Consider the following 20,270-nt stretch of genomic DNA (forward strand, 5'->3'; position numbering starts at 1 on the left):
ACTCTTCCCGCTGGCGCATGGCTTCCATCAGCTTGTGTTTCAGCAACCATGCGGCTTTCCAGCTGATGCCGAGTTGTCGTCGCAATGCCAGCGCCGCAATGTTGGTCTTGGCTTGCGTAACCAGATAGATGGCCAGCATCCATGTTCTCAGCGTCAGTTTGCTTTGCTCCATGATGGTGCCTGCCCGCAGGCTGGTTTGATGCTGGCAGGAGCGGCATTGCCAGTAGCGATGGTGACCATGCTGAAATTCATAGGCCAGCGGGTGCTGGCAATGCGGACAGCGAAAGCCATCTGGCCATCGCGCCTTGATGAGCGCCGCCTGGCATTGTGCTTCAGTGCCGTAGCTGGCCACGAATTCAGGCAGTGAAAGACCTTTTTGGAACTGGATGCCGTTGATCATGATCTCGCTCCTTGGCTGAACCGGATTTCAATATAGAACATCCGTTCTCTTTCTGAAGGAGAGACATAATCAGGTGTCAGCATGCCCATCCTGCTCGACGACGGCAGCCTTTACGGCACGCTGTGTGCGGCCAGCTCGGAGCGCAAACCGCTGAACGATCAAGCCGAGCAGGTGCTGCTGCTGTTCGCCAACCTGATTAGCCAGCACATCCAGAAAGAGCAGCTTGTCCAGCAGCTCCACAAGGCCAATGCCGAATTGCTGACACAATCGCATACCGATGCGCTGACCGCGCTGCCGAACCGGCGCGCCATCCTGGCCGGGCTGGCACAACTCTTCGCGATTGCCCAGCGCAGTGGCCGGCAAGTGCTGATCGCCTTTGTCGACCTCGACGGTTTCAAACAGATCAACGACCAGTACGGCCACGACGCGGGCGACGTGTTTCTTCAACAGGCGGCGACCCGCCTGCAGAGCGGCATACGCCAGGGTGACCTGCTTGGTCGACTGGGTGGCGACGAATTCGTTGCCATCGGCCTGGGGCCGGAAATCGAAACCGAGGCCGGGCAGGCTCTCGCCATGCTGAAAAGCCGCCTTGGCAACACACTGCTGGGCGAATACACGCTGCCGGGTTGCCGGCTGGATTATGCCGGCGCCAGCATCGGCGCCGTTGCGGTTCATCCGGGGCTGATGACGACCGAGCAGGCCATGCAGCAGGCCGATGCGGCAATGTACGCCGAGAAGAAATCCCGCCGGGGCCGCTGAGCCGACCGCCACCGAAAAGCGGGGCGGCAGCGGGCGCGGTGCTCCGGATGCCCGCCCCATCGCACAGCGGATTCGCCGTTCTGCCCGCGCATTGGCGCACGCAAAACACCGATCTGTACTGGTGGATTTCGTTTTCCACTGTGCTTGACGCTACTGTCCGGCAGGAGAAGAATCGTCGTACCAACAGCGCCGATTTGAAGCCCAGCTTGCAGGGCGCTGCCAACAAATGCTGCTAAAGCGTGCGCAAACCTGCTTTGCGCAGGTTTTTTTGTTTCCGGGCTGTTCTGCTGCACGCGCCGTTTAAGCGACAACTTCCAGGGCGCGCTACAAGTACTGCTAAAGCGTCGGTCGGGCCCGACCTGACCGGCCACACCGTTCAGGAGAAACGACCATGTATGATTGCTCTGTCAGTGAAGAAATCCGCCCCGCGCTCCGTCCGGCCCAGTCGGCCAGCCCTGCCCGCCACGCATTGCAGGATTTTCGCCGTTCCCGCCTGACACTGGCGGCGCCAGCCGGCCCGGGTGCCCTGCAGCTGAACAAGGCCTTTGCCGTCGCCAGCGGCCTCGGACTGGCCGTCGTGCAGCACGACAATGGCAGCCTGGATGTACTCGATGTGGCGCTCGACGAAGCCCTGCTGTTCGCGCGCCGCTTTCCCGGGCTGCTGATCCGCTACGAACCGGCGCGCCCCTGGGTGCGCAGCACCTGATGGCCGGACTGGCCCGCAGGGGCGGCAGCCCAAGCGGAACACTGGTCAGGCGCAGAGCAACAAGCTTACTGATTATTGATCTGGCCTTCAGAAGTTTGAATTTCCGCAGGAGCGAGCTTGCTCGCGAAGCCTTGCTGATCGCAAGCAAGCTCGCTCCTGCGAGTGAAAACATCAGAGGGCCGGATCAATAGAAGCCCTGCCCGGCAAACCACAAACACCTGTTCAGGCAGGGAGACGCAAGCACAGCCCAGATTGAAATGCCGATGATGTGCCCCCGCTTTTCTCTGTTTCTCTGTGCCTGCTTGGGGTTTTGCCAAGAAGTCTTGCCAGTCAGGGCACTGGTTCGCCGAGCCGTGTTCGGGTTCCGGGAACGCCAACCGCTCAGCCCCACCCGCCACGGAGTCGCCATGCCCTTTTCCCGCCGCCTTGCCGATACCCGCCAGACCTGGACGCTGGCCTGGCCGCTGATCATCAGCCAGCTGGCCGGCACCGGCATGGCCTTTATCGACGCCGCCATGGCCGGCCACGCCTCCGCCGCCGACCTCGCCGTGGTGTCGGTTGGCGCCTCGCTGTGGATCACCGCGCTCGTCACCATGATGGGGCTGCTGCTGGCCATCAGCCCGCTGGTGGCGCACAAGGTGGGCGCCGGCAAGGCCGACGCCATTCCGCACCTGGTCCAGCAGGCACTCTGGCAGGGTATGGCCATCGGGGTCTTGTTCCTGATTGCTTTCCAGTTTATCGGCCCCTGGGTATATCCGCATCTGGGGCTGGAAACCGAGGTCGCCGACAAGGCCAGCCAGTTCCTGATGGCGGTGGGCTGGGGCATGCCGGGCCTGGCCATCCAGCGCGTGCTGGGCAACTACAGCACGGCCATCAACGAGTCGCGGCCGGTCATGGTGATTGCACTCCTGACGCTGCTGCTGAACATCCCGCTGAACTGGATTTTCGTCTACGGCCACCTGGGTGCCCCCGCCATGGGCGGCGTCGGTTGCGGCGTGGCATCCAGCATCTGTGCCTGGATCGGCGCCATCGCCGCCATGCTCTGGGTCTGGAAGGCGCCCGCCTATCGCGCCACCCAGCCCTTTTGCAACTGGATCGCGCCGCACTGGGCCACGCAGCTGCGCCTGCTGAAACTGGGCCTGCCGATCGGCGCGACCTTCCTGATCGAGGTCAGCTGTTTCGCCGGCGTTGCGCTGCTGCTGGCGCCGCTGGGAACCACAACGGTGGCCGCGCACCAGATTGCGCTGAACCTCACCTCGCTGATGTTCATGATTCCGCTGGGGCTGGGCTCGGCGCTTACCGTGCGCGTCGGCCAGGCACTGGGGGCCGGCCTGCCGGACGAGGCGCGCTTTATCGGCAATACCGGCCTCATGATGGGGCTCCTGATCGCTGCCAGCGGTGCGCTGCTGCTCTCGCTGGGCGGTTACGCACTGTCCGGGCTTTACACCAGCGCAGAGCCGGTACGCCGGCTCGCCGCACAGCTGCTGGTGTTTGCCGCGATCTTCCAGCTCTTTGACGCCAGCCAGGCGATTCTGGCCGGCATCCTGCGCGGCTACAAGATCACGCGCGGCCCGATGATCGCCTACATTCTCGCCTTCTGGCTGGTCGGCCTGCCGCTGGGCTACGCGCTGACCTACGGCTGGCCGGGCTGGGCCGGCTGGGGCGCGCCGGGCTACTGGCTGGCGCTGGTGCTGGCACTGGCGATCATTGCGCTGGCGCTGTGGTGGCTGTTTGCCCGCGTCGCCAGGAAAGCGGACGGCGTGGCCTGAGCCCAAAATATTTCTTGGGTTGTCAGAAAAAGAGCGGGGCGGTATAACCTCCTGTTTCAAGCCCACCAAGGATGCATGATGCAGAAATTGCTTGCCCTCTCACTGCTGCTGGCCTGCCAGCTCGGCCTGCCTGCGCACGCCAAGGATCTTGCCGCCAAGGCCGAGCGCGATGAAGTCGTGTTCATGCCGGATGACGACCCGGCCATGCGCCGTGCTTTCCAGCAGGCCCGCGCCACGCTGGACGATTTTCTGGCCAAGGCCGCCAAGCCGCCCAAGGGCACGGACCATTACGCGGTCAAGGTCGGCATTCGTGACGGCAAGCAGACCGAGTATTTCTGGATCAGCGATTTCTCCGCCAAGAGTGGCAAATTCAGCGGCCAGATCAGCAATGAGCCACAACTGGTCAGCAATGTCGAAGCGGGCGAGACTTACCAGTTTGGCAAGGGCGAGATCGTCGACTGGCTGTATGTGGATAACAACAGCGGCCGCATGATGGGCAATTTCACCGCCTGCGCACTGCTGAGCAAGGAGCCGCCGGCGGTGGCGGCCGACATGAAAAAACGCTTCGGTCTGCACTGCAGCTGAGTTCGGCCAAGGGGCAGTGGCAGCTCAATTGATCCTATTGATCCGGCCCTCAGAAATTGGAACTTTCTTAGGAGCGAGCTTGCTCGCGAAGCGCTACTCATCGCGAGCAAGCTCGCTCCTACGACTAAAAACATCAAAGAGCCGGGTTAATCGGCAGCGCCCCAATCCAGTACAGAGCAGCATTGCCGTCGCGCTCAGGCCTTGCGCTGCAGTACGGCGGCAAAGAAGGCGTCGGTCTGGTGCAGCTGCGGCCACAGCTGCAGGAAGTCGCCATCCAGCGCGATCTCGACCTTGGCGTCGGCCAGCAGCTGCTGCGCGTTGAGCACCTCGAAATCGGGGTGTTCCGCAAGAAAGGCGGCGACGATGGCAGCGTTTTCCGCTGGCAGGAAGCTGCAGGTGCCGTACACCAGTCGCCCGCCGGCCTTCACCAGCCGGGCGGCAGACGCGAGGATGCTGGTCTGCTTGGCGTTCAGCTCCGTAACGCTAACCGGCGACTGGCGCACCTTCAGATCCGGGTTGCGGCGGGTGGTGCCCATGCCCGAGCACGGCGCATCGACCAGCACGGCGTCGAACTTGCCGGCCAGACGCTTGATTTTCTGGTCGTGCTCGCTGGCAATCAGCTGCGGCTGCACGTTCGAAAGCCCGGAGCGGGCCAGTCGCGGCTTGAGGTTGTTCAGGCGCTTTTCGGAGACATCAAATGCATACAGCCGCCCGGTGGAATTCATCATGGCGCCCAGCGCCAGCGTCTTGCCGCCAGCTCCGGCGCAGAAGTCCGCCACCATCTGGCCGCGCTTGGCGCCGGTGAGCAGCGCCAGCAACTGGCTGCCTTCGTCCTGCACCTCGAATACGCCTTCCTTGAACAGCGTCAGGCGGTTGACCGCCGGCTTGCCTTCCAGGCGCAGCCCCCAGGGGGAGAACGGCGTCGGCTGGCAGGCCATGCCGTGCCGCTCGATTTCCCGCTGCACGCTGTCACGCTTCATCTTGAGGGTATTGACCCGAACGTCAAGCGGTGCAGAGGCCAGCAGGCTATACCCCAGGGCCAGTACAAAAGCCTCATCGCGCCCCTCGTCCAGCAGCGCCTGCACCACCCATTCCGGCAACGCGGCACGCACATAGAGCGGCGCATCCCTGACCACGCGCGCCTTCATGTTGCCGGCGCGCTCCTTGTCCTTGTCGTGAAAGGCGGCTGGCAGCTCTTTCAGATTCATGCGCTTCACGCCGACAAACCAGGCCAGCAGGATTTCGCGCGTGCTGGCATTGCCTTCGGTGATCCACTCCAGCTGCGGCAGATGGCGCAGAATGCCGAATACGGTTTCCGCAATCACATTGCGGTCATTGGCCCCCAGCTCCGGGTGGTCGCGGAAATAGCGCGACACCGTGCCGTCCACCGGCGCGGTAAAGCCCAGGGCGGTACTCAGGATGTCGAGCGTCGCGGAAAATTGCACTGCATTCATGATGGTTACTCCCGCCCGCTCGGGGCGCTTTCTGGTAATTGATTCTTGCGGGATGGCTCGGCGCGCCACACGATCTTGCCATCGAGTTCGACTTCATTGGCCCACAGGTCATAACTGCCATCGGGCAGGCTCAGCGCCATGCGCACCGGCAGATTGCCCCAGCGCGGCGCCAGCCAGTAATCCACTGTACGCTCGCCCATGCGGCCATGCAGCACGATGACGTCGATTTCCTGCCGGCCAAGCTGCAGGCGACTGCGTTGCGGGGCGGCAAATACCGCGCCGGCATAGCGCTTGCGCCCGTTGATCAGGGCGCCGGGCACGGCACGGCCGCCGCTTTGCGCCAGCTGGAAGGCTGCGGAAAACAGATCCTGATCGCCCGGCTGCAACACCTCCTGGCGGCGCTCGGCCAGCTTGCCCAGCGTCAGCGTGCCCTTGGGCCAGTCAAATTCCGCGAGATAGCGCGGCTCGGCCGCGTGATCGCGGTATTCGGCAAAGCGCTGCGGCTGCAGGCCCTGCGCAGTAAGCCGCCCTTCCGAACGGTAGGCAATCGCCTTGTGCAGGACGGTCAGCGCCAGATCCAGCCGGTAAGCACCGTCCGCCGTGCGCCAGTGCAGCTCGACCGGAAACGGCCCGTAGCTGTAACGGATGCGCGCCGATTGCGGCAGCGCCCCCTGCCCGACCGGCGCGGCCTGCGCGGCCTGCATGGGCGCGGCGCACAGCACGATCAGCCAGAAGCGGGCCAGCCAGCAGCCGGCATGGACAAAGTAGTTCATGGCCGGCGCTGCGCTCCATCCATGCGGCCGGGTTGCGGGCCTTCCAGCACCGTCTTGCCGTCCAGCGTAACCACATTGGCCCAGATGTCGAAACTGCCCTCTTTCGGAATGTCCACCGTCATGCGCACCGGCAGATTGTTCCATTGCGGCGCCAGCCAGAAATCGACGCGCCGGTCTTCCCACTGGCCGCGCACCAGCACGGCGTCGATATGCTCGCGCCCGATGGTCAGCGTGGCTTCGCCAGCCGGCGCAAAGCGGATGTCCGGATAGCGCTTGCGGCCGGTATACAGCGACAGCGTCTGCGGCTTGCCGCCGGTAAGCGCCAGATGAAACGCCGCCGAGAACAGATCCTGATCGCCCTCGTGCAGCTCCTCCTGCTTGCGCTGGCCAGGCTCACCCACCTGCACCGTCATCGCCGTCCAGTCAAAATCGACCTGATACTTTGGCTCGGGTTTTTTGTCGCGGTATTCGCGGAATTGCAGCGGCACGATGCCATCCGGGCCAATGCGCCCTTCGGAATGGAAGGTGCGCGACTTGAAGCCGAAGGCGCCAACCACATCCAGCTGGTAGCGCTCGTCGCCGATCTGCCAATGCATGTGCGCCGGCACGGCGCCCCAGACATAGGTGATCTTCACATCGCGCGGAAAGCGCTTTACCTCGTCCTGGCGCGCCACCGCCACAGTGCTGGCGCGCGGACGGCTGGCCGCCAGCCGGGCCGGCGCGGACGCCAGCGCGGCAGGGGCGCTGGCCACGCGCTCCGGCTGACTGGCCTGCGCAAGCGCACTGGCAACACCGGCGGTCGCGACCGCGCTGACGGGCTGGCTGGCTGGCAGCACCGCGCTGGCGGCCAGCGGCGGCGACGCCACAGCGCGCGCCTGTCGTGGCGCACTGGCCGCGCGCGCTTGCGCTGTTACGGGGGGCGGCGCAGGCAGGCCGGGGCGCGCCAGACTCACGCTGAGCTGCTCGGCGGGCTTCACGCCACGCAGGGCTGCCGGCCGCGCGGCGTCGGCATCATCCAGCGCCTGGGCCTGCAAGGCCTGACGCAGCGTGCGCAACTCGGTTTCGGCGAATTCGGGCCGCGTCAGCCAGGTGTAGAGCGGCCCGCCCAGCATCGCCGCCAGATGCAGCAGCAGTGACAGGACCAGCGCAAGCACAACGGCATGGCGCAGCCAGAACGGCATGTCAGCCCGGCACGCGCAGGCAGGCGTCGGCAGCCAGCGGCTGGCTGCGCTTGACCTTGCCGTCGACCAGCGTCAGGAGGCCGGCGGCAAAATCGCGCACCGCAGCCGGGTAAATCTGGTGCTCCTGCTTCAGCACGCGCGCGGCCAGCATGTCCGCCGTGTCGTCGTCGAGCACTGGCACGGCGGCTTGCGCCACGATGGGGCCGTGGTCGAGCTGGGCGGTGACGAAGTGCACGGTGCAGCCGGCAATTTTCAGGCCGTCGTCAATCGCGCGCTGATGCGTGTGCAGCCCCGGGTAGGACGGCAGCAGCGAGGGATGGATATTGAGCATGCGCCCTTCGAAGCGACTGACGAATGCCGGGGTGAGTATGCGCATGTAGCCCGCCAGCACAATGAGGTCTGGCTGCATACCCTCGATTTTCTCGGCCAGCACCGCATCGAACTCATCGCGCGAGGCATAGGCCTTGTGGTCCAGCGCCAGCGTCGCGATGCCGCGCTCGGCCGCCCAGGCCAGGCCTGCGGCGTCGGGGCGGTTGCTGATCACGGCGGCGATCTCGACGCCGGGAATGCGCGCTTCGACAATGGCCTGCATATTCGAGCCGCGCCCGGAAATCAGGATGACAAGTTTCTTCATTCACATATCCCAAAACCCAACGCAGAGGCGCAGAGACGCAGAGAAAACCGGGAGACTGGTCAGCTCCCCTGTCTTGCTCTGCGCCTCTGCGCCTCTGCGTTGAAAGGTGTTACGACGTTCAGGCGACCTGGGTCTGATGCTCGTCGCCCACGCGCGCACGGATCGCGCCGATGCGGTAAACGGTTTCGCCCTCGGCGCTCAGGAAAGCAGCGGCACGCTCGGCGTCTTCCGCCGCGACGACAACGACCATGCCGATGCCGCAATTGAAGGTACGGTACATTTCCTGCGCGTCGACATTGCCTTCCGCTTGCAGCCACTGGAACAGCTTGGGCATGGTCCAGCTCTTGGCGTCGATTTGCGCCACGACATCGTCCGGCAGCACGCGCGGGGTGTTTTCGGTAATGCCGCCACCGGTGATGTGCGCCATGCCCTTGACCGGCAGTTCGGCCATGAGTTTCAACAGCGGCTTCACATAGATGCGCGTCGGCGCCATCACCACGTCGGCGAGCGACTTGCCGTCTTCAAACGGCGCGGTGTAATCGGCGTTGGTGAGATGCAGGATCTTGCGGATCAGCGAGTAGCCATTGGAATGCGCGCCATTGGACGCCAGACCCAGCACGACGTCGCCGGCCTTGATCACGGCCTGGCCGTTGATGACCTTGCTCTTTTCGACCACGCCGACGGCAAAGCCGGCCAGATCGTATTCACCGACCGGATACATGCCCGGCATTTCGGCGGTTTCGCCGCCGATCAGCGCACAGCCAGCCTGCTCGCAGCCTTCGGCAATGCCCTTGATCACTTCGGTTGCCGCCGGCACGTCCAGCTTGCCGCAGGCGAAGTAGTCGAGGAAGAACAGCGGCTCGGCGCCCTGCACCAGGATGTCGTTCACGCTCATGCCGACCAGATCGATGCCGACCGTATCGTGACGGTTCAGCTCGAAAGCAAGTTTCAGCTTGGTGCCCACGCCATCAGTGCCGGACACCAGCACCGGCTCCTTGTACTTCTTGCTGATTTCGACCATGGCGCCGAAGCCGCCCAGTCCGCCGAGCACCTCGGGGCGCATGGTGCGCTTGGCGAACGGTTTGATGTTCTCGACGAGCTGATCGCCGGCGTCGATATCGACACCCGCGTCGCGGTAACTCAGGCTTTGCTTGGTCATGAAAGAATGGCCTCGTGCAGGAAATCCGGCGGCAGCCCCGGCGCTTTGCGCTAGAATGACGGCCGCTTCTGGCTGAAAACGCCGCATTTTACCGTAAGTCGTGATGAAACGTGCGCCCAACTATCGGCAACCAGCCCAACTCCAGGAAAACCGGCTCAGGTGATGAAACAACTGGTCCTTGACCTGCTGCTGCCCGCCCCCAACAGCTTTGCCGACTTTGTCGCCGGCGACAATGCCGAGCCGCTCTACCAGATCGGCCAGTGGCTGGCGCACGACGCGCACGCGCGCAGCATCTACCTCTGGGGCGAGGCCGGCACCGGCAAAAGCCACCTGCTGCGCTCGGCCTGCCAGCAGCTGGATACCCGGCAAGCCATCTTTATCGATGCAAGCACCAGCAAGCTTCCCGACCTGATACCCGGCGACATCCATCTGCTTGTCGACAATGTCGAAGCGCTGGATGCCGAAGGCCAGATCCGCCTCTTCGATCACTACAACACGCTGAAGGAAGGTGGCGGCTTTTTTCTGGCCGCCGGCCCCTTGCCGCCCATGCTGCTCAATCTGCGCGACGACCTCACCACCCGCCTGGGCTGGGGGCTGGTGTACCAGATCAGGCCGCTGTCGGACGACGACAAGGCACAGGCGCTGAAACAGCGCGCCAGCCAGCTCGGCTTCGAGCTCAGCGATGACATGGCCGACTACCTGCTGCTGCACGCCCGGCGCGATTTGCCCAGCCTGTACCGCCATCTCGACGAGGTCAACACCCTGGCCCTGTCACGCAAGAAACCGGTGACGCTGGCGCTGTTGCGCAGCGTCATCCAGCAGACCCAACTGGCCATCGATTTCTAGGCTCTGGAAACGGACAAAACCCAACGCAGAGGCGCGGAGGCGCAGAGAAAACACCGTGGGAGCGAGCTTGCTCGCGATCAGCAAGGATTCGCGAGCAAGCTCGCTCCCACAACTGCAAAACCACACCCAGTCTGGCAGATACCGGCAACCCAGCAGATACACCACACCCCATGCCACCATAGCCCTTTACCCTAAAGGGCTGCAGCAAGATACCCAGACACAATCAAGGCAAAAGGCGCATCCCCACCGCCAGCAGACCGGACAGCGCCCAGCAATCGTCGCTGGCGGCATAGCTGCCGTCGCTGCGCACCGCACCACTGGCCGGCAGGCCATCATCCATGGCGCGATCGAGCGCACAGACCATGCGCGCATCGGCCTGCGCGCCCGGCGCCGTACTGACAGCGGAAACCGGCAAGGTGAGGTAGCTGGTATTGGCCTCGAAATTGCCACTGGCCGTGGCTGTCGCCGGTGAAATCGCCCAGGGCTGGCCGAACACGCTTTGCACATCGGCGGCGCTGAGGATTTGCGTGGTCTGCAGAATCGCCAGCGCGGCCTGCGCCTCGGTCTGATCCAGCTGGCCGTTCTTCACGCCAGAGCAGGCCGACACCGCCGCCGGCGCGGCCACCGGACAGCCATCGCCCGGGTAGGCGCCATACTTGTTGTAATAGGCATTGATGCCGGCCTGCACCTTCAGATACTGCGCCTGCATGTTCTTGATCTTCGCGCCGTCAATCAGGTCCTTGCCCTTGAACGCCATGCCCATGATCAGGCCGATGATGACCAGCACCACAGCCAGCTCGACCAGGGTAAACCCGCCTTCCTGCTTGCCCGCCATTCAAATTCCACCAATAGTCAGTTTCGGGAAATTTAAATTAGGATGTTTCACGAACTTTGCCAGAAAAATGTCGCGACCCGCCACGCGTGCCGCGCACCAGCCCGGCAAGGTATAATCGCTGCCTTCGTTCATCTGTATCCGGCGCACTCCCATGCAAGAACAGTATTCACCGCTTTCCGTCGAAGCCGCAGCGCAAGCCCACTGGGAAGAAACGCGCGCTTTCGAAGTCACTGAAGACCAGAACAAGCCCAAGTATTACGCCTGCTCCATGCTGCCCTACCCGTCGGGCAAGCTGCACATGGGTCACGTGCGCAACTACACCATCAACGACATGCTGGCGCGCCACCTGCGCATGAAGGGCTACAACGTGCTGATGCCGATGGGCTGGGATGCCTTCGGTCTGCCGGCGGAAAACGCGGCGATTGCCTACAAGAAGTCGCCAGCGGAATGGACCTACGCCAACATCGCCGACATGAAGTCGCAGATGAAGCCGCTGGGCCTGGCGTTTGACTGGTCGCGCGAAATCGCCACCTGCGATCCGGACTACTACAAGTGGAACCAGTGGTTCTTCCTGAAAATGCTCGAAAAGGGCGTCGCCTACAAGAAAACCCAGATCGTGAACTGGGATCCGGTTGACCAGACCGTACTCGCCAACGAGCAGGTGGTCGACGGCCGCGGCTGGCGCTCAGGCGCGATTGTCGAAAAGCGCGAAATCCCGGGTTATTACTTCGGCATCACGCAATACGCCGACGAACTCTTGAACGACATCGACACACTGGAAGGCTGGCCGGACATGGTGCGCGCGATGCAGCGCAACTGGATCGGCAAGTCGGAAGGCGTACGCTTTGCCTTCGAGCACGACATCAAGGATGCCGATGGCAAGCTGATTGCGGATGGCAAGCTGTGGGTGTTCACCACCCGCGCCGACACCATCATGGGCGTCACCTTCTGTGCAGTGGCGGCCGAGCATCCGCTCGCCACCCGCGCGGCCGAACTGAAGCCGGAACTGACCGCCTTCATCAAGGAATGCGAAAAGGGCGGCGTTTCGGAAGCCGAAATCGCCACGCAGGAAAAGGTCGGCATGCCGACCGGCTTGTTCGTCACCCACCCGCTGACCGGCGAACAGGTCGAAGTGTGGATCGGCAACTACGTGCTGATGGGCTACGGCGATGGCGCGGTGATGGCCGTTCCGGCGCATGATGAGCGCGACTTTGCCTTTGCCAAGAAATACAGCCTGCCGATCAAGCAGGTCATCGCGGTTGCAGGCGAAGAATTCAGCACGGATGCCTGGGCCGAGTGGTACGGCGACAAAACGCGCGGCGTGACCATCAATTCCGGCAAGTATGACGGCCTGGAATACAAGGCGGCCGTCGATGCGGTCGCCGCTGATCTGGCCGCGAAAAACGCGGGCGAGAAGAAAACCACCTGGCGCCTGCGCGACTGGGGCATCTCCCGCCAGCGCTACTGGGGCACACCGATCCCCATCATTCACTGCGAATGCTGCGGCGACGTGCCGGTGCCCTACGAGGACCTGCCGGTTAAGTTGCCAGTCGACTGCATCCCGGATGGCTCGGGCAACCCGCTGAACCACCGCGATGACTTCCTGAATGTCGATTGCCCGAAATGCGGCAAGGCGGCCCGCCGCGAAACCGACACCATGGATACCTTCGTCGATTCGAGCTGGTACTTCATGCGCTATTGCGACCCGAAGAACGCGGACGCAATGGTCGGCGACGGCACGGCTTACTGGATGGGCGCTGGCCCGGATGCGGCAGGCGGCATGGACCAGTACATCGGCGGGATTGAGCACGCCGTACTGCACTTGCTGTACGCCCGCTTCTGGACCAAGGCCATGCGCGACGCCGGCCTGATCAACTTTGGCGAGCCGTTCAAGAACCTGTTTACGCAAGGCATGCTGCTGCGCGACTGCTACTACCGTGAAGACGCCAGCGGCAAGAAGCGCTGGTTCTACCCGGCGGAAGTCGAAGTCCAGCACGACGACAAGGGCCGCCCGGTTTCCGCGATTGCCAAGGAAGACGGTCAGCCGGTGATCATGGGCGGCATCGAGAAGATGTCCAAGTCCAAGAACAACGTCGTCGAGCCCAAGGACATTATCGAGAAATTTGGCGCCGACACCGCGCGGCTCTTCACCATGTTCGCAGGCCCCCCGGACCAGAGCGCGGCCTGGAGCGATTCCGGCGTCGAAGGCGCCTACCGCTACCTGCGCCGCCTCTGGGGGTATGGCTTCAAGCACGCCGAAATTATTGGGCAGGCAGGCGATAGCCTGGCGGGTATCGAACTCAGCAAGGATGACAAGGCACTGCGCTTCGAGGTGCACAGCACGCTCAAGCAGATCAACGCCGACTTCGACCGCCTGCAGTACAACACGGTGGTTTCTGGCGTGATGAAACTGCTGAACGCACTGGAAGGCTACAAGGGCGACAACGCTGCGGTGATTCGCGAAGGCTTCGGCATCCTGCTGCGCGCGATCTACCCGGCCGCGCCGCACATCGCCCACACACTGTGGCAGGAGCTGAACTACGGCGGCCAGATCGCCACCGCCGCCTGGCCCGAGCCGGCAGCCGATGCGCTGACGCAAGACGAGATCAAGCTGATGGTGCAGGTCAACGGCAAGCTGCGCGGCGAAATCCACGTTGCCGCAGGCAGCGACAAGGCCGCCATCGAAGCCGCTGCGCTGGCCGACGAGAACGTGCAGAAACACCTGAACGGCGCGCCGAAGAAGGTAATCATCGTGCCGGGCAAGCTCGTCAATATCGTCGCCTGATCCTCCGATCAGGCCGGGCCGAAGGCGCGCGCCAGCCGCCTTTGGCCCATTCACCACGGAAAACCACCATGGCTGCACTTGTGAAATCGACCCTGCTCCTGCTGCTCGCCAGCCTGCTGGCTGCCTGCGGCTTCCAGTTGCGTGGCCAGGGCAGCGCCTCGACACTGCCTTACAGTGATGTGTTTGTCAGTGGCAACGGCGAAGTTGCGACAGCGGTGCGCAATTACCTGCAATCCCAGGCAGGCTACCGCCTGGGTACGGCAGCGACCAGCAACGGCCTGACCATCACCATGCTGCCGGAATCCCGCGACCGCAAGGTCTCCAGCATCAACAGCAGCGGTCAGGTTGCCGAATACCGCCTTACCCTGCGCGTGCCCTTCTCGGCCAGCAGCAATGGTGAAACCTTCCTGTATGAAGCGCAGGTCAGCGTATCCCGTGAGCTGTCCTGGGACGACAACAGCGTGCTGTCGAAGGACAAGGAAGAAGCGATGCTGTGGCAAAGCATGGCGCAGGACGCCGTGCCGCTGGTGCTTCACCGCATCAATGCGGCCGCCCGCAAGGCCCGCAAAACGAGCGCCGAGGCCAGCGCAGCCAGCAGCGCCGCAGCCCCGTAATGCGTCCCGACGAACTTGGCGGTGCGCTGCAGCGCGGACTGCAGGCGCTGTATGTCATCCATGGCGACGAAACGCTGCTGGCACTGGAAGCCGCGCAAGCCATTCGCGACGCTGCCCGTGCCGCCGACTATCTGGAACGCGAAGTCTTCACCGTCGAGCGTGGCTTCAACTGGAACCAGCTGCTGGAAGCCGGCAATTCCTTTTCACTGTTCGCCAGCCAGAAACTGATCGACCTGCGCATCCCCACCGGCAAGCCCGGCACCGATGGCGCCAAGGCGCTGGAAGCCTATTGTGCGCGCCTGCCGGACGACACCATCACGCTGGTGACGCTGCCGCGCCTGGAAAAAACCAGCCTCAACAGCAAGTGGTTCCAGGCGCTGGCCGCACACGGCCAGGTAATCGAGGCGCGCAGCATCGAACGCCAGCAACTGCCGCAATGGCTGCGCCAGCGCCTGGCGCGCCAGCGCCAGCAGCTCAGCGATGAAGCCCTGCAGTTCATGGTGGACCGGCTGGAAGGCAATCTGCTGGCCGCGCATCAGGAAATCCAGAAGCTGGGCCTGCTGTATCCGGAAGGCGAGCTCGACCTGGCCGCCGTGCAGGCCGCCGTCGCCAATGTGGCGCGCTTTGACGTCTTCCAGCTGGGCGAAGCGCTGCTCGCCGGCGACGCCGAGCGCTTCTGCCGCATGCTCGACGGCCTGAAGGCCGAGGGCGAAGCGCCGCATCTGGTGCTGTGGACACTCAGCGAGGAAATCCGCACGCTCTATCAGATCGGCATGGGCCGCAAGCGCGGCACACCGATGCCGGAGCTGCTGAAAAGCCAGCGTGTCTGGGGCGCACGCCAGCAACTGCTGCCGCGCGCACTGGACCGGCTCAGCGCCAGCATGCTGCGCCAGGCGCTCGACCAGGCCGCACGCATCGACCGGCTGAACAAGGGCATCGGTCATGGCGATGCCTGGGATCTGCTGCGCGAGATGTGCCTGCCGCTGCTGGCCGGGCGCAAATAACAAGGGTATTACGCTGCAGCCAAATACTGAAAAGGGCTGCACGGCAATACCCACCCCAAATTCGACCAGAAAGACATATCACACAAAACCCACATCCACCACAGAGACACAGAGAACACAGAGAAAAATCGGAGCACGTCCAGGCAATTCTCAGGGTTTTGCTTCCTCTGTGCCCTCTGTGTCTCTGTGGTTCAATAGGTTTTTGTGGTTTGCTGAGAAGGGTTTCTAATCAGGAGAGGTTTTGGGATTTTGTAACTTGCCGGAACGGCTTGCCAGCCGGGAAAACCGCGCAGCAGGAATGCCACTGCAGAGGGCCGGCTCAGCAATCGGGCCAGCCCATAAACAGTCCCCCCTCACCACGACAGGCCACACGCAAATGGCTGACAAAAGCATGACTTCCGGCTAAGCTCAGCAGCCATTTGCCTTCCACCCACTTCAGCGCCGCGCAGCCCGCATTGCCGCCGGCGGATCACCAGCCGCGAGCCACCATGCAAGACCAGATTCTCGTCAACATCACCCCGCAGGAAACCCGCGTCGCCACCATGGAAGACGGCGTCGTGCAGGACCTGCACATCGAGCGCACCGAACATCTGGGGCTCGTCGGCAATATCTATCTGGGCATCGTCAAGCGCGTGCTGCCGGGCATGCAGTCGGCGTTCATCGAGATCGGCCTGGAGCGCGCCGCCTTCTTGCACATTGCCGACGTGATCGAACAGCGCCAGAATCCCAACGAAGCCCAGCGCATCGAAAAGCTGCTGCATGAAGGCCAGCCGGTGATGGTGCAGGTGATCAAGGACCCGATCGGCACCAAGGGGGCACGGCTGTCGACGCAGATCAGCATCGCCGGACGCTTTCTGGTATTCCTGCCGCAGGAACACCATATCGGCATCAGCCAGCGCATTGAAAACGACGGCGAGCGCGAAGCGCTGCGCCGCCGCCTGGAAGGCCTGCTGCCCGCCGATCATGTCGGCTACATCATCCGCACCAGCGCCGACCACGCCAGCGACGACGAGCTGCGCGCCGACATCGATTATCTGAACCTGATCTGGGCCGACATCCGCCACAAGTCCCACACGCTGCCGGCCGGCTCGCTGCTGTTCCAGGATCTGTCGCTGTCTTTGCGGGTGCTGCGCGACATGGTGAACGAGGAAACCGGCGAAGTGCTGATCGACTCGCGCGAAAATCACCAGAAAATGGTCGAATTTGCCGAACAGTTCGTCAGCGACGTCGCGCCGCGCCTGCGCCATTACAACGGCGAGAAGCCCCTCTTTGAACTGTATGGCGTCGAACCGGAGATCGAGCGTGCGCTGTCCAGGCGCGTGAATCTGAAGTTCGGCGGCTATCTGATCATCGACCAGACCGAGGCCATGACCACGGTCGACGTCAACACCGGCGGTTTTGTCGGCACGCGCTCCTTTGACGACACGATCTTCAAGACCAATCTGGAAGCCACCCAGGTCATCGCCCGCCAGCTGCGCCTCAGAAATCTGGGCGGCATCATCATCGTCGATTTCATCGACATGGATAACGAAGAGCACCGCCTGGCCGTGCTCGACGAGCTGAAAAAGGCGCTGGCGCGCGACCGCACCAAGATCACCGTCTCCGGCTTCACCAGCCTGGGATTGGTGGAAATCACCCGCAAGCGCACGCGCGAATCGCTGGCGCATGTGCTGTGCGAGCCCTGCCCCACCTGCCAGGGCCGCGGCGAGATCAAGACGGCCGAAACGGTGTGCTACGAAATCCTGCGCGAGATCCTGCGCGAAGAGCGCCAGTTCAGCGCGCGCGAATACCGCATCCTCGCCGCACAAAGCGTCATCGACATGTTCCTCGATGAAGAATCCGCCAGCCTCGCACAACTGGCCGACTTCATCGGCAAGCCCATCTACCTGCAGGTGGAAACAGCCTACTCGCAGGAGCAGTTTGACGTGGTGCTGGTGTAAAGCCCGCATCAGGGCTCAGCGCCCTCCCCAGAAACGACAACAGGGCGACTGAAGTCGCCCTGTTGCCATGCCGCACTACCTTCAAGACTTGGCGGTACTGCTGCGCAACAGCTCATCGATCTTGAGCAGTTCTTCGTCCTGAACAAGACCGGCTGCCGTACGCAGATTGACCATGGACAGCAGATAACTGATGCGCGATTCGGTCAGACGCAGCCTGGCTTCAAACAGGCGACTCTGGGCATTCAGCGAATCGACATTGGTACGCACGCCGGCACTCACACTTTTCTCGGTCGCGTGAACCAGAAGTTCGTTGGTCTTCACGGACTTTTCCAGCGCATCAATACGAACGGCCAGAGCAGTGACCGTATCGAACTCCTTGGCAATCGTCGCACGCAAGTCATCACCAACGCCTCGTGATGCCTCGCGTGCAGCCAACAGCTCGGCAGCGGCCCTGCGGCTCTGCGCCAAAGTTGCCCCGCCCTCGAATACCGGGACGCTCAAGGACAGCAACACTGACGCCGAATCATTTGTCGTGTTGATATTGGTATAGCCGGGGTTTTTCTGGTTGCTGTATTGCAGTCGCAGATCCAGCGTGGGCAGGAAACCCGCCCTGGCCTTGCCGACTTCATACTCCGCAGCCTTTACTTTTGCTTGCTGCTCTTTCAACAAGGGGGCATTCAATTCGGCCAGGGCAATCCAGTCTTCCCGGCTCTTTCCCGCGTGCATGTCAGGCACAAAATCGGGAACTTCCGCCAGCTTGGTAACATAAGTTGGCCGGCCGATAATATTGCGCAGTTCGGTAAGCCGATTGTCGTATGCCGCCTTGGCCGAGACCTCTTCTGAGAGCAACTCATCCAGCCGGCTCTGGCTTTCTGCAACCTCGGTCAACGTTCCATAGCCAGACTCGAAAGAGCGTTGCGCCTGGCGGCGCAATTCGGCGTAGGCGATCTTTTGCTGCTCGATCAGCGCGATTCTGGCCTGAGCCAACTGCACCTCAAGATAACTCTCCGTCAGGCGACGCTTCAAATCATCGAGATTGCGATTCAGCAGGGCATCAGCACTTTTAACCTGCCATTGCGCCTGCCAATATTCCTCAAGGCTTGCCTGGCGATAGAGGGGCTGAATCAGGTTGGCGGAATAGCTCTCGGAAGTGAAGCGGTACTCACGCTCCGCCATTCTCCCCAGGATATTCGGTGACTCACTATTGACCGCCTCACGGCTATAGCTGCCCGACAAGGCAATCTTGGGCAAAAGACCCGAGCGCGCCAAGGGCACCAGTTGCTGGGCAGCCTGCTGTTGCGCACGGGCAGCCGCATAACGGGCGTCATTCCCGAGGGCGAGCTGGTACAGGTCAAACAGCTCACCGGCAGATGTCATTGCACTGCATGCGCAGGCAAAGGGAACAAGAAGAAGCGTTTTTTTCAGCTTAAGCATACCTGGCCTCTCAGTGTTCCTTCATGGCCGGGGCCAAATGATTCATGAGCGGACGCATCAAATAATCAAGCAGGCTGCGCTCACCGGTTTTGATGACGATATCGGCAGGCATGCCCGGCTGGATTTTGAGATTCATCTTGCTCAACTCGGCCAGGCTTTCCTTTTTGACGTGGATATTTGCGAGGTAGTAGGCATAGCCACGGGAATCAACAATCCGATCCGCAGACACACTGGCCAGCTCGCCGTTCAGAACAGGAACCTGCCCACGCGTACCCAGCGAGGCAAAGCGCACTTCTGCCTCCAGCCCTGCATGTACCTTGTCGATTAGATGCGTCGGAAGCTGGGCTTCGACCACCAGTTTGTCGTCTTCCGGAACGATTTCCATCAATACCTCACCGGGTTTGATGACACCACCGACCGTATGCACATTCAGGCCAACAACACGTCCGACAGCAGGCGAGCGCAAAACGGTGCGATCCATTTCTTCTTCGCGACTGCGCAACTCGTTGCTCCAGCGGTTCAGCTCACCCTGCACCTGGGTCAGCTGAGTATCCACTTCCTTCATGAAATCCTGCTCGACCTGCGAACTGCGCAAGCGGGCCTCTGCAATCATCCGGCTGGCTCGCTCGATATCCGAAAGCGTCGTGCTGCGCTCACCATTGAGCTGCGCCAGCATCCGTTCGAGCTCGAACAGTCTCGATCGTGGCGCAAACCCCTCATCAACCAGACTGCGCAAACCAGCGATATCCTTTTCCAGCAGCGCAATCTGACGAGCCCGGCTGACCTCAAGCGCACGCAAACCACGAACCTGCTCTTCTGCCGCAGCGGCAGACTGAGCAAGAATCTGGCGCTGATTTGTATACGCACTTCTGCGCGATTCAAACAGCTGCTGCTGTGCATCCATCACCTGTTGAACCTTGGGGTCTGTCTTGGCGCTATCAATGAGACGCTGATTGAACGTGACCTTGGGCGCCCGCAGCTGCTCGGCCTGCAAGCGATCCGACATGGCCTGCATTTGCCAGTAATTGGTACGTACCGTAGAGAGCATCGCCGCAGTCTGGGTCTGGTCAAGCTGCAGCAATGGCTGATCAGCCTTCACCAGATCGCCATCGCGCACCATGATCTGCTTGACGATGCCGCCCTGCAAATGCTGGATCGCCTTGCGCTTGGAGTCCACACTCACCACGCCGGGAGCAGGAACCCCTTCATCCAGCTGGGCAAACGTAGCCCACACCAGAAAGCCCCCAAAGCCCAGGACCAGGGCAAGGACACCAGCGCGCACGACCTTATTGGCGTCAGTGGGCGGACGGCCTTGCGCCAGCACGGCTCCGGCATCGGCCTCACTCAAGCCTTGGATTTTCTTTAACCAGTTTTTCATCGGTCAATTCCCGT

The 20,270-nt window shown here is 62.5% G+C and carries 19 protein-coding genes; 9 read left to right on the plus strand and 10 right to left on the minus strand.

What is annotated here, in order from left to right; genetic code table 11:
• Positions 1-400 (minus strand): transposase (locus tag C515_RS0105180; protein WP_043648228.1); only part of this gene is annotated, 400 nt, incomplete at its 3' end.
• Between the two features lie 81 nt (positions 401-481).
• Here C515_RS0105180 and C515_RS19605 point away from each other — a divergent pair.
• The 4 genes from C515_RS19605 (at position 482) to C515_RS19610 (ending at position 4,219) form a co-directional block, all read left to right on the plus strand.
• Entirely contained in the window at positions 482-1,159 is a 678-nt protein-coding gene (locus C515_RS19605) for a sensor domain-containing diguanylate cyclase (protein ID WP_051304655.1), read from the plus strand.
• Between the two features lie 391 nt (positions 1,160-1,550).
• On the plus strand, positions 1,551-1,865 hold the full coding sequence (locus tag C515_RS0105190; protein WP_028454673.1) for a hypothetical protein: 315 nt from the start codon (positions 1,551-1,553) through the stop codon (positions 1,863-1,865).
• A gap of 407 nt (positions 1,866-2,272) precedes the next feature.
• Positions 2,273-3,634 carry an MATE family efflux transporter gene (locus C515_RS0105195; RefSeq protein WP_028454674.1) on the plus strand — a complete coding sequence of 454 codons (1,362 nt, stop codon included), beginning with the start codon at positions 2,273-2,275 and terminating at the stop codon, positions 3,632-3,634.
• 75 nt (positions 3,635-3,709) lie between these two features.
• Positions 3,710-4,219 (plus strand): YegJ family protein, encoded by a 510-nt coding sequence (locus tag C515_RS19610; protein WP_081686761.1) that lies wholly within the window; start codon positions 3,710-3,712, stop codon positions 4,217-4,219.
• Between the two features lie 194 nt (positions 4,220-4,413).
• Here C515_RS19610 and C515_RS0105205 read toward each other — a convergent pair whose 3' ends face one another.
• The 5 genes from C515_RS0105205 to purM form a co-directional block, all read right to left on the minus strand.
• The gene (locus C515_RS0105205; RefSeq protein ID WP_028454675.1) at positions 4,414-5,673 is read right to left on the minus strand and encodes an RsmB/NOP family class I SAM-dependent RNA methyltransferase; all 1,260 of its coding nucleotides are present in this window, start codon (positions 5,671-5,673) and stop codon (positions 4,414-4,416) included.
• Positions 5,674-5,678: 5 nt separating this feature from the next.
• Entirely contained in the window at positions 5,679-6,446 is a 768-nt protein-coding gene (locus C515_RS0105210; protein ID WP_028454676.1) for a DUF3108 domain-containing protein, read from the minus strand.
• The gene (locus C515_RS0105215) at positions 6,443-7,627 is read right to left on the minus strand and encodes a DUF3108 domain-containing protein (RefSeq protein WP_028454677.1); all 1,185 of its coding nucleotides are present in this window, start codon (positions 7,625-7,627) and stop codon (positions 6,443-6,445) included. Before C515_RS0105215 ends, C515_RS0105210 begins: the two co-directional genes overlap by 4 nt.
• Position 7,628: 1 nt before the next feature.
• Positions 7,629-8,261 carry a phosphoribosylglycinamide formyltransferase gene (gene purN / locus C515_RS0105220; RefSeq protein ID WP_028454678.1) on the minus strand — a complete coding sequence of 211 codons (633 nt, stop codon included), beginning with the start codon at positions 8,259-8,261 and terminating at the stop codon, positions 7,629-7,631.
• Positions 8,262-8,379: 118 nt separating this feature from the next.
• Positions 8,380-9,420, minus strand: coding sequence for a phosphoribosylformylglycinamidine cyclo-ligase (gene purM, locus C515_RS0105225; RefSeq protein ID WP_028454679.1), 1,041 nt, complete (start codon positions 9,418-9,420; stop codon positions 8,380-8,382).
• A gap of 162 nt (positions 9,421-9,582) precedes the next feature.
• Here purM and hda point away from each other — a divergent pair, with 162 nt between their 5' ends.
• Positions 9,583-10,266 (plus strand): DnaA regulatory inactivator Hda, encoded by a 684-nt coding sequence (gene hda, locus C515_RS0105230; protein ID WP_028454680.1) that lies wholly within the window; start codon positions 9,583-9,585, stop codon positions 10,264-10,266.
• Between the two features lie 223 nt (positions 10,267-10,489).
• Here hda and C515_RS22310 read toward each other — a convergent pair whose 3' ends face one another.
• The gene (locus C515_RS22310) at positions 10,490-11,101 is read right to left on the minus strand and encodes a type II secretion system protein (protein ID WP_028454681.1); all 612 of its coding nucleotides are present in this window, start codon (positions 11,099-11,101) and stop codon (positions 10,490-10,492) included.
• The gene (locus C515_RS24750; protein WP_281170846.1) at positions 11,102-11,233 is read right to left on the minus strand and encodes a hypothetical protein; all 132 of its coding nucleotides are present in this window, start codon (positions 11,231-11,233) and stop codon (positions 11,102-11,104) included.
• Between the two features lie 19 nt (positions 11,234-11,252).
• On the opposite strand from C515_RS24750, the gene leuS reads away from it, so the two are divergent.
• The 4 genes from leuS to rng all read left to right on the plus strand — a co-directional run bounded on the left by leuS (position 11,253) and on the right by rng (position 17,444).
• A complete protein-coding gene (gene leuS, locus C515_RS0105240; protein WP_028454682.1) occupies positions 11,253-13,886 on the plus strand; it encodes a leucine--tRNA ligase in 2,634 nt (877 codons plus the stop codon).
• Positions 13,887-13,954: 68 nt separating this feature from the next.
• Complete coding sequence (locus C515_RS0105245; protein ID WP_028454683.1) at positions 13,955-14,500, plus strand: LPS-assembly lipoprotein LptE; 546 nt, start codon at positions 13,955-13,957, stop codon at positions 14,498-14,500.
• Complete coding sequence (gene holA / locus C515_RS0105250) at positions 14,500-15,504, plus strand: DNA polymerase III subunit delta (protein WP_028454684.1); 1,005 nt, start codon at positions 14,500-14,502, stop codon at positions 15,502-15,504. Before C515_RS0105245 ends, holA begins: the two co-directional genes overlap by 1 nt.
• A 488-nt stretch (positions 15,505-15,992) precedes the next feature.
• The gene (rng, locus tag C515_RS0105255) at positions 15,993-17,444 is read left to right on the plus strand and encodes a ribonuclease G (RefSeq protein ID WP_028454685.1); all 1,452 of its coding nucleotides are present in this window, start codon (positions 15,993-15,995) and stop codon (positions 17,442-17,444) included.
• A gap of 81 nt (positions 17,445-17,525) precedes the next feature.
• Here rng and C515_RS0105260 read toward each other — a convergent pair whose 3' ends face one another.
• Both C515_RS0105260 and C515_RS0105265 read right to left on the minus strand, forming a co-directional pair.
• Positions 17,526-18,878 carry a TolC family outer membrane protein gene (locus C515_RS0105260; RefSeq protein ID WP_081686763.1) on the minus strand — a complete coding sequence of 451 codons (1,353 nt, stop codon included), beginning with the start codon at positions 18,876-18,878 and terminating at the stop codon, positions 17,526-17,528.
• 10 nt (positions 18,879-18,888) lie between these two features.
• Complete coding sequence (locus C515_RS0105265) at positions 18,889-20,256, minus strand: HlyD family type I secretion periplasmic adaptor subunit (RefSeq protein ID WP_051304657.1); 1,368 nt, start codon at positions 20,254-20,256, stop codon at positions 18,889-18,891.
• Positions 20,257-20,270 lie beyond the last annotated feature (14 nt).

The organism is Chitinilyticum litopenaei DSM 21440, from assembly GCF_000428145.1.
In the GTDB taxonomy this organism is placed as follows: domain Bacteria; phylum Pseudomonadota; class Gammaproteobacteria; order Burkholderiales; family Chitinibacteraceae; genus Chitinilyticum; species Chitinilyticum litopenaei.

What these genes read in the sequence shown, in the direction of transcription:
- C515_RS0105265 (WP_051304657.1), bottom strand. Translation starts at nt 20,256, where the DNA reads ATGAAAAACTGGTTAAAGAAAATCCAAGGCTTGAGTGAGGCCGATGCC.
- C515_RS19610 (WP_081686761.1), top strand. Translation starts at nt 3,710, where the DNA reads ATGATGCAGAAATTGCTTGCCCTCTCACTGCTGCTGGCCTGCCAGCTC.
- C515_RS0105260 (WP_081686763.1), bottom strand. Translation starts at nt 18,878, where the DNA reads ATGCTTAAGCTGAAAAAAACGCTTCTTCTTGTTCCCTTTGCCTGCGCA.
- C515_RS0105205 (WP_028454675.1), bottom strand. Translation starts at nt 5,673, where the DNA reads ATGAATGCAGTGCAATTTTCCGCGACGCTCGACATCCTGAGTACCGCC.
- holA (WP_028454684.1), top strand. Translation starts at nt 14,500, where the DNA reads ATGCGTCCCGACGAACTTGGCGGTGCGCTGCAGCGCGGACTGCAGGCG.
- leuS (WP_028454682.1), top strand. Translation starts at nt 11,253, where the DNA reads ATGCAAGAACAGTATTCACCGCTTTCCGTCGAAGCCGCAGCGCAAGCC.
- C515_RS19605 (WP_051304655.1), top strand. Translation starts at nt 482, where the DNA reads ATGCCCATCCTGCTCGACGACGGCAGCCTTTACGGCACGCTGTGTGCG.
- C515_RS0105190 (WP_028454673.1), top strand. Translation starts at nt 1,551, where the DNA reads ATGTATGATTGCTCTGTCAGTGAAGAAATCCGCCCCGCGCTCCGTCCG.
- C515_RS22310 (WP_028454681.1), bottom strand. Translation starts at nt 11,101, where the DNA reads ATGGCGGGCAAGCAGGAAGGCGGGTTTACCCTGGTCGAGCTGGCTGTG.
- C515_RS0105215 (WP_028454677.1), bottom strand. Translation starts at nt 7,627, where the DNA reads ATGCCGTTCTGGCTGCGCCATGCCGTTGTGCTTGCGCTGGTCCTGTCA.
- C515_RS0105245 (WP_028454683.1), top strand. Translation starts at nt 13,955, where the DNA reads ATGGCTGCACTTGTGAAATCGACCCTGCTCCTGCTGCTCGCCAGCCTG.
- rng (WP_028454685.1), top strand. Translation starts at nt 15,993, where the DNA reads ATGCAAGACCAGATTCTCGTCAACATCACCCCGCAGGAAACCCGCGTC.
- C515_RS24750 (WP_281170846.1), bottom strand. Translation starts at nt 11,233, where the DNA reads ATGAACGAAGGCAGCGATTATACCTTGCCGGGCTGGTGCGCGGCACGC.
- purM (WP_028454679.1), bottom strand. Translation starts at nt 9,420, where the DNA reads ATGACCAAGCAAAGCCTGAGTTACCGCGACGCGGGTGTCGATATCGAC.
- C515_RS0105210 (WP_028454676.1), bottom strand. Translation starts at nt 6,446, where the DNA reads ATGAACTACTTTGTCCATGCCGGCTGCTGGCTGGCCCGCTTCTGGCTG.
- hda (WP_028454680.1), top strand. Translation starts at nt 9,583, where the DNA reads ATGAAACAACTGGTCCTTGACCTGCTGCTGCCCGCCCCCAACAGCTTT.
- purN (WP_028454678.1), bottom strand. Translation starts at nt 8,261, where the DNA reads ATGAAGAAACTTGTCATCCTGATTTCCGGGCGCGGCTCGAATATGCAG.
- C515_RS0105195 (WP_028454674.1), top strand. Translation starts at nt 2,273, where the DNA reads ATGCCCTTTTCCCGCCGCCTTGCCGATACCCGCCAGACCTGGACGCTG.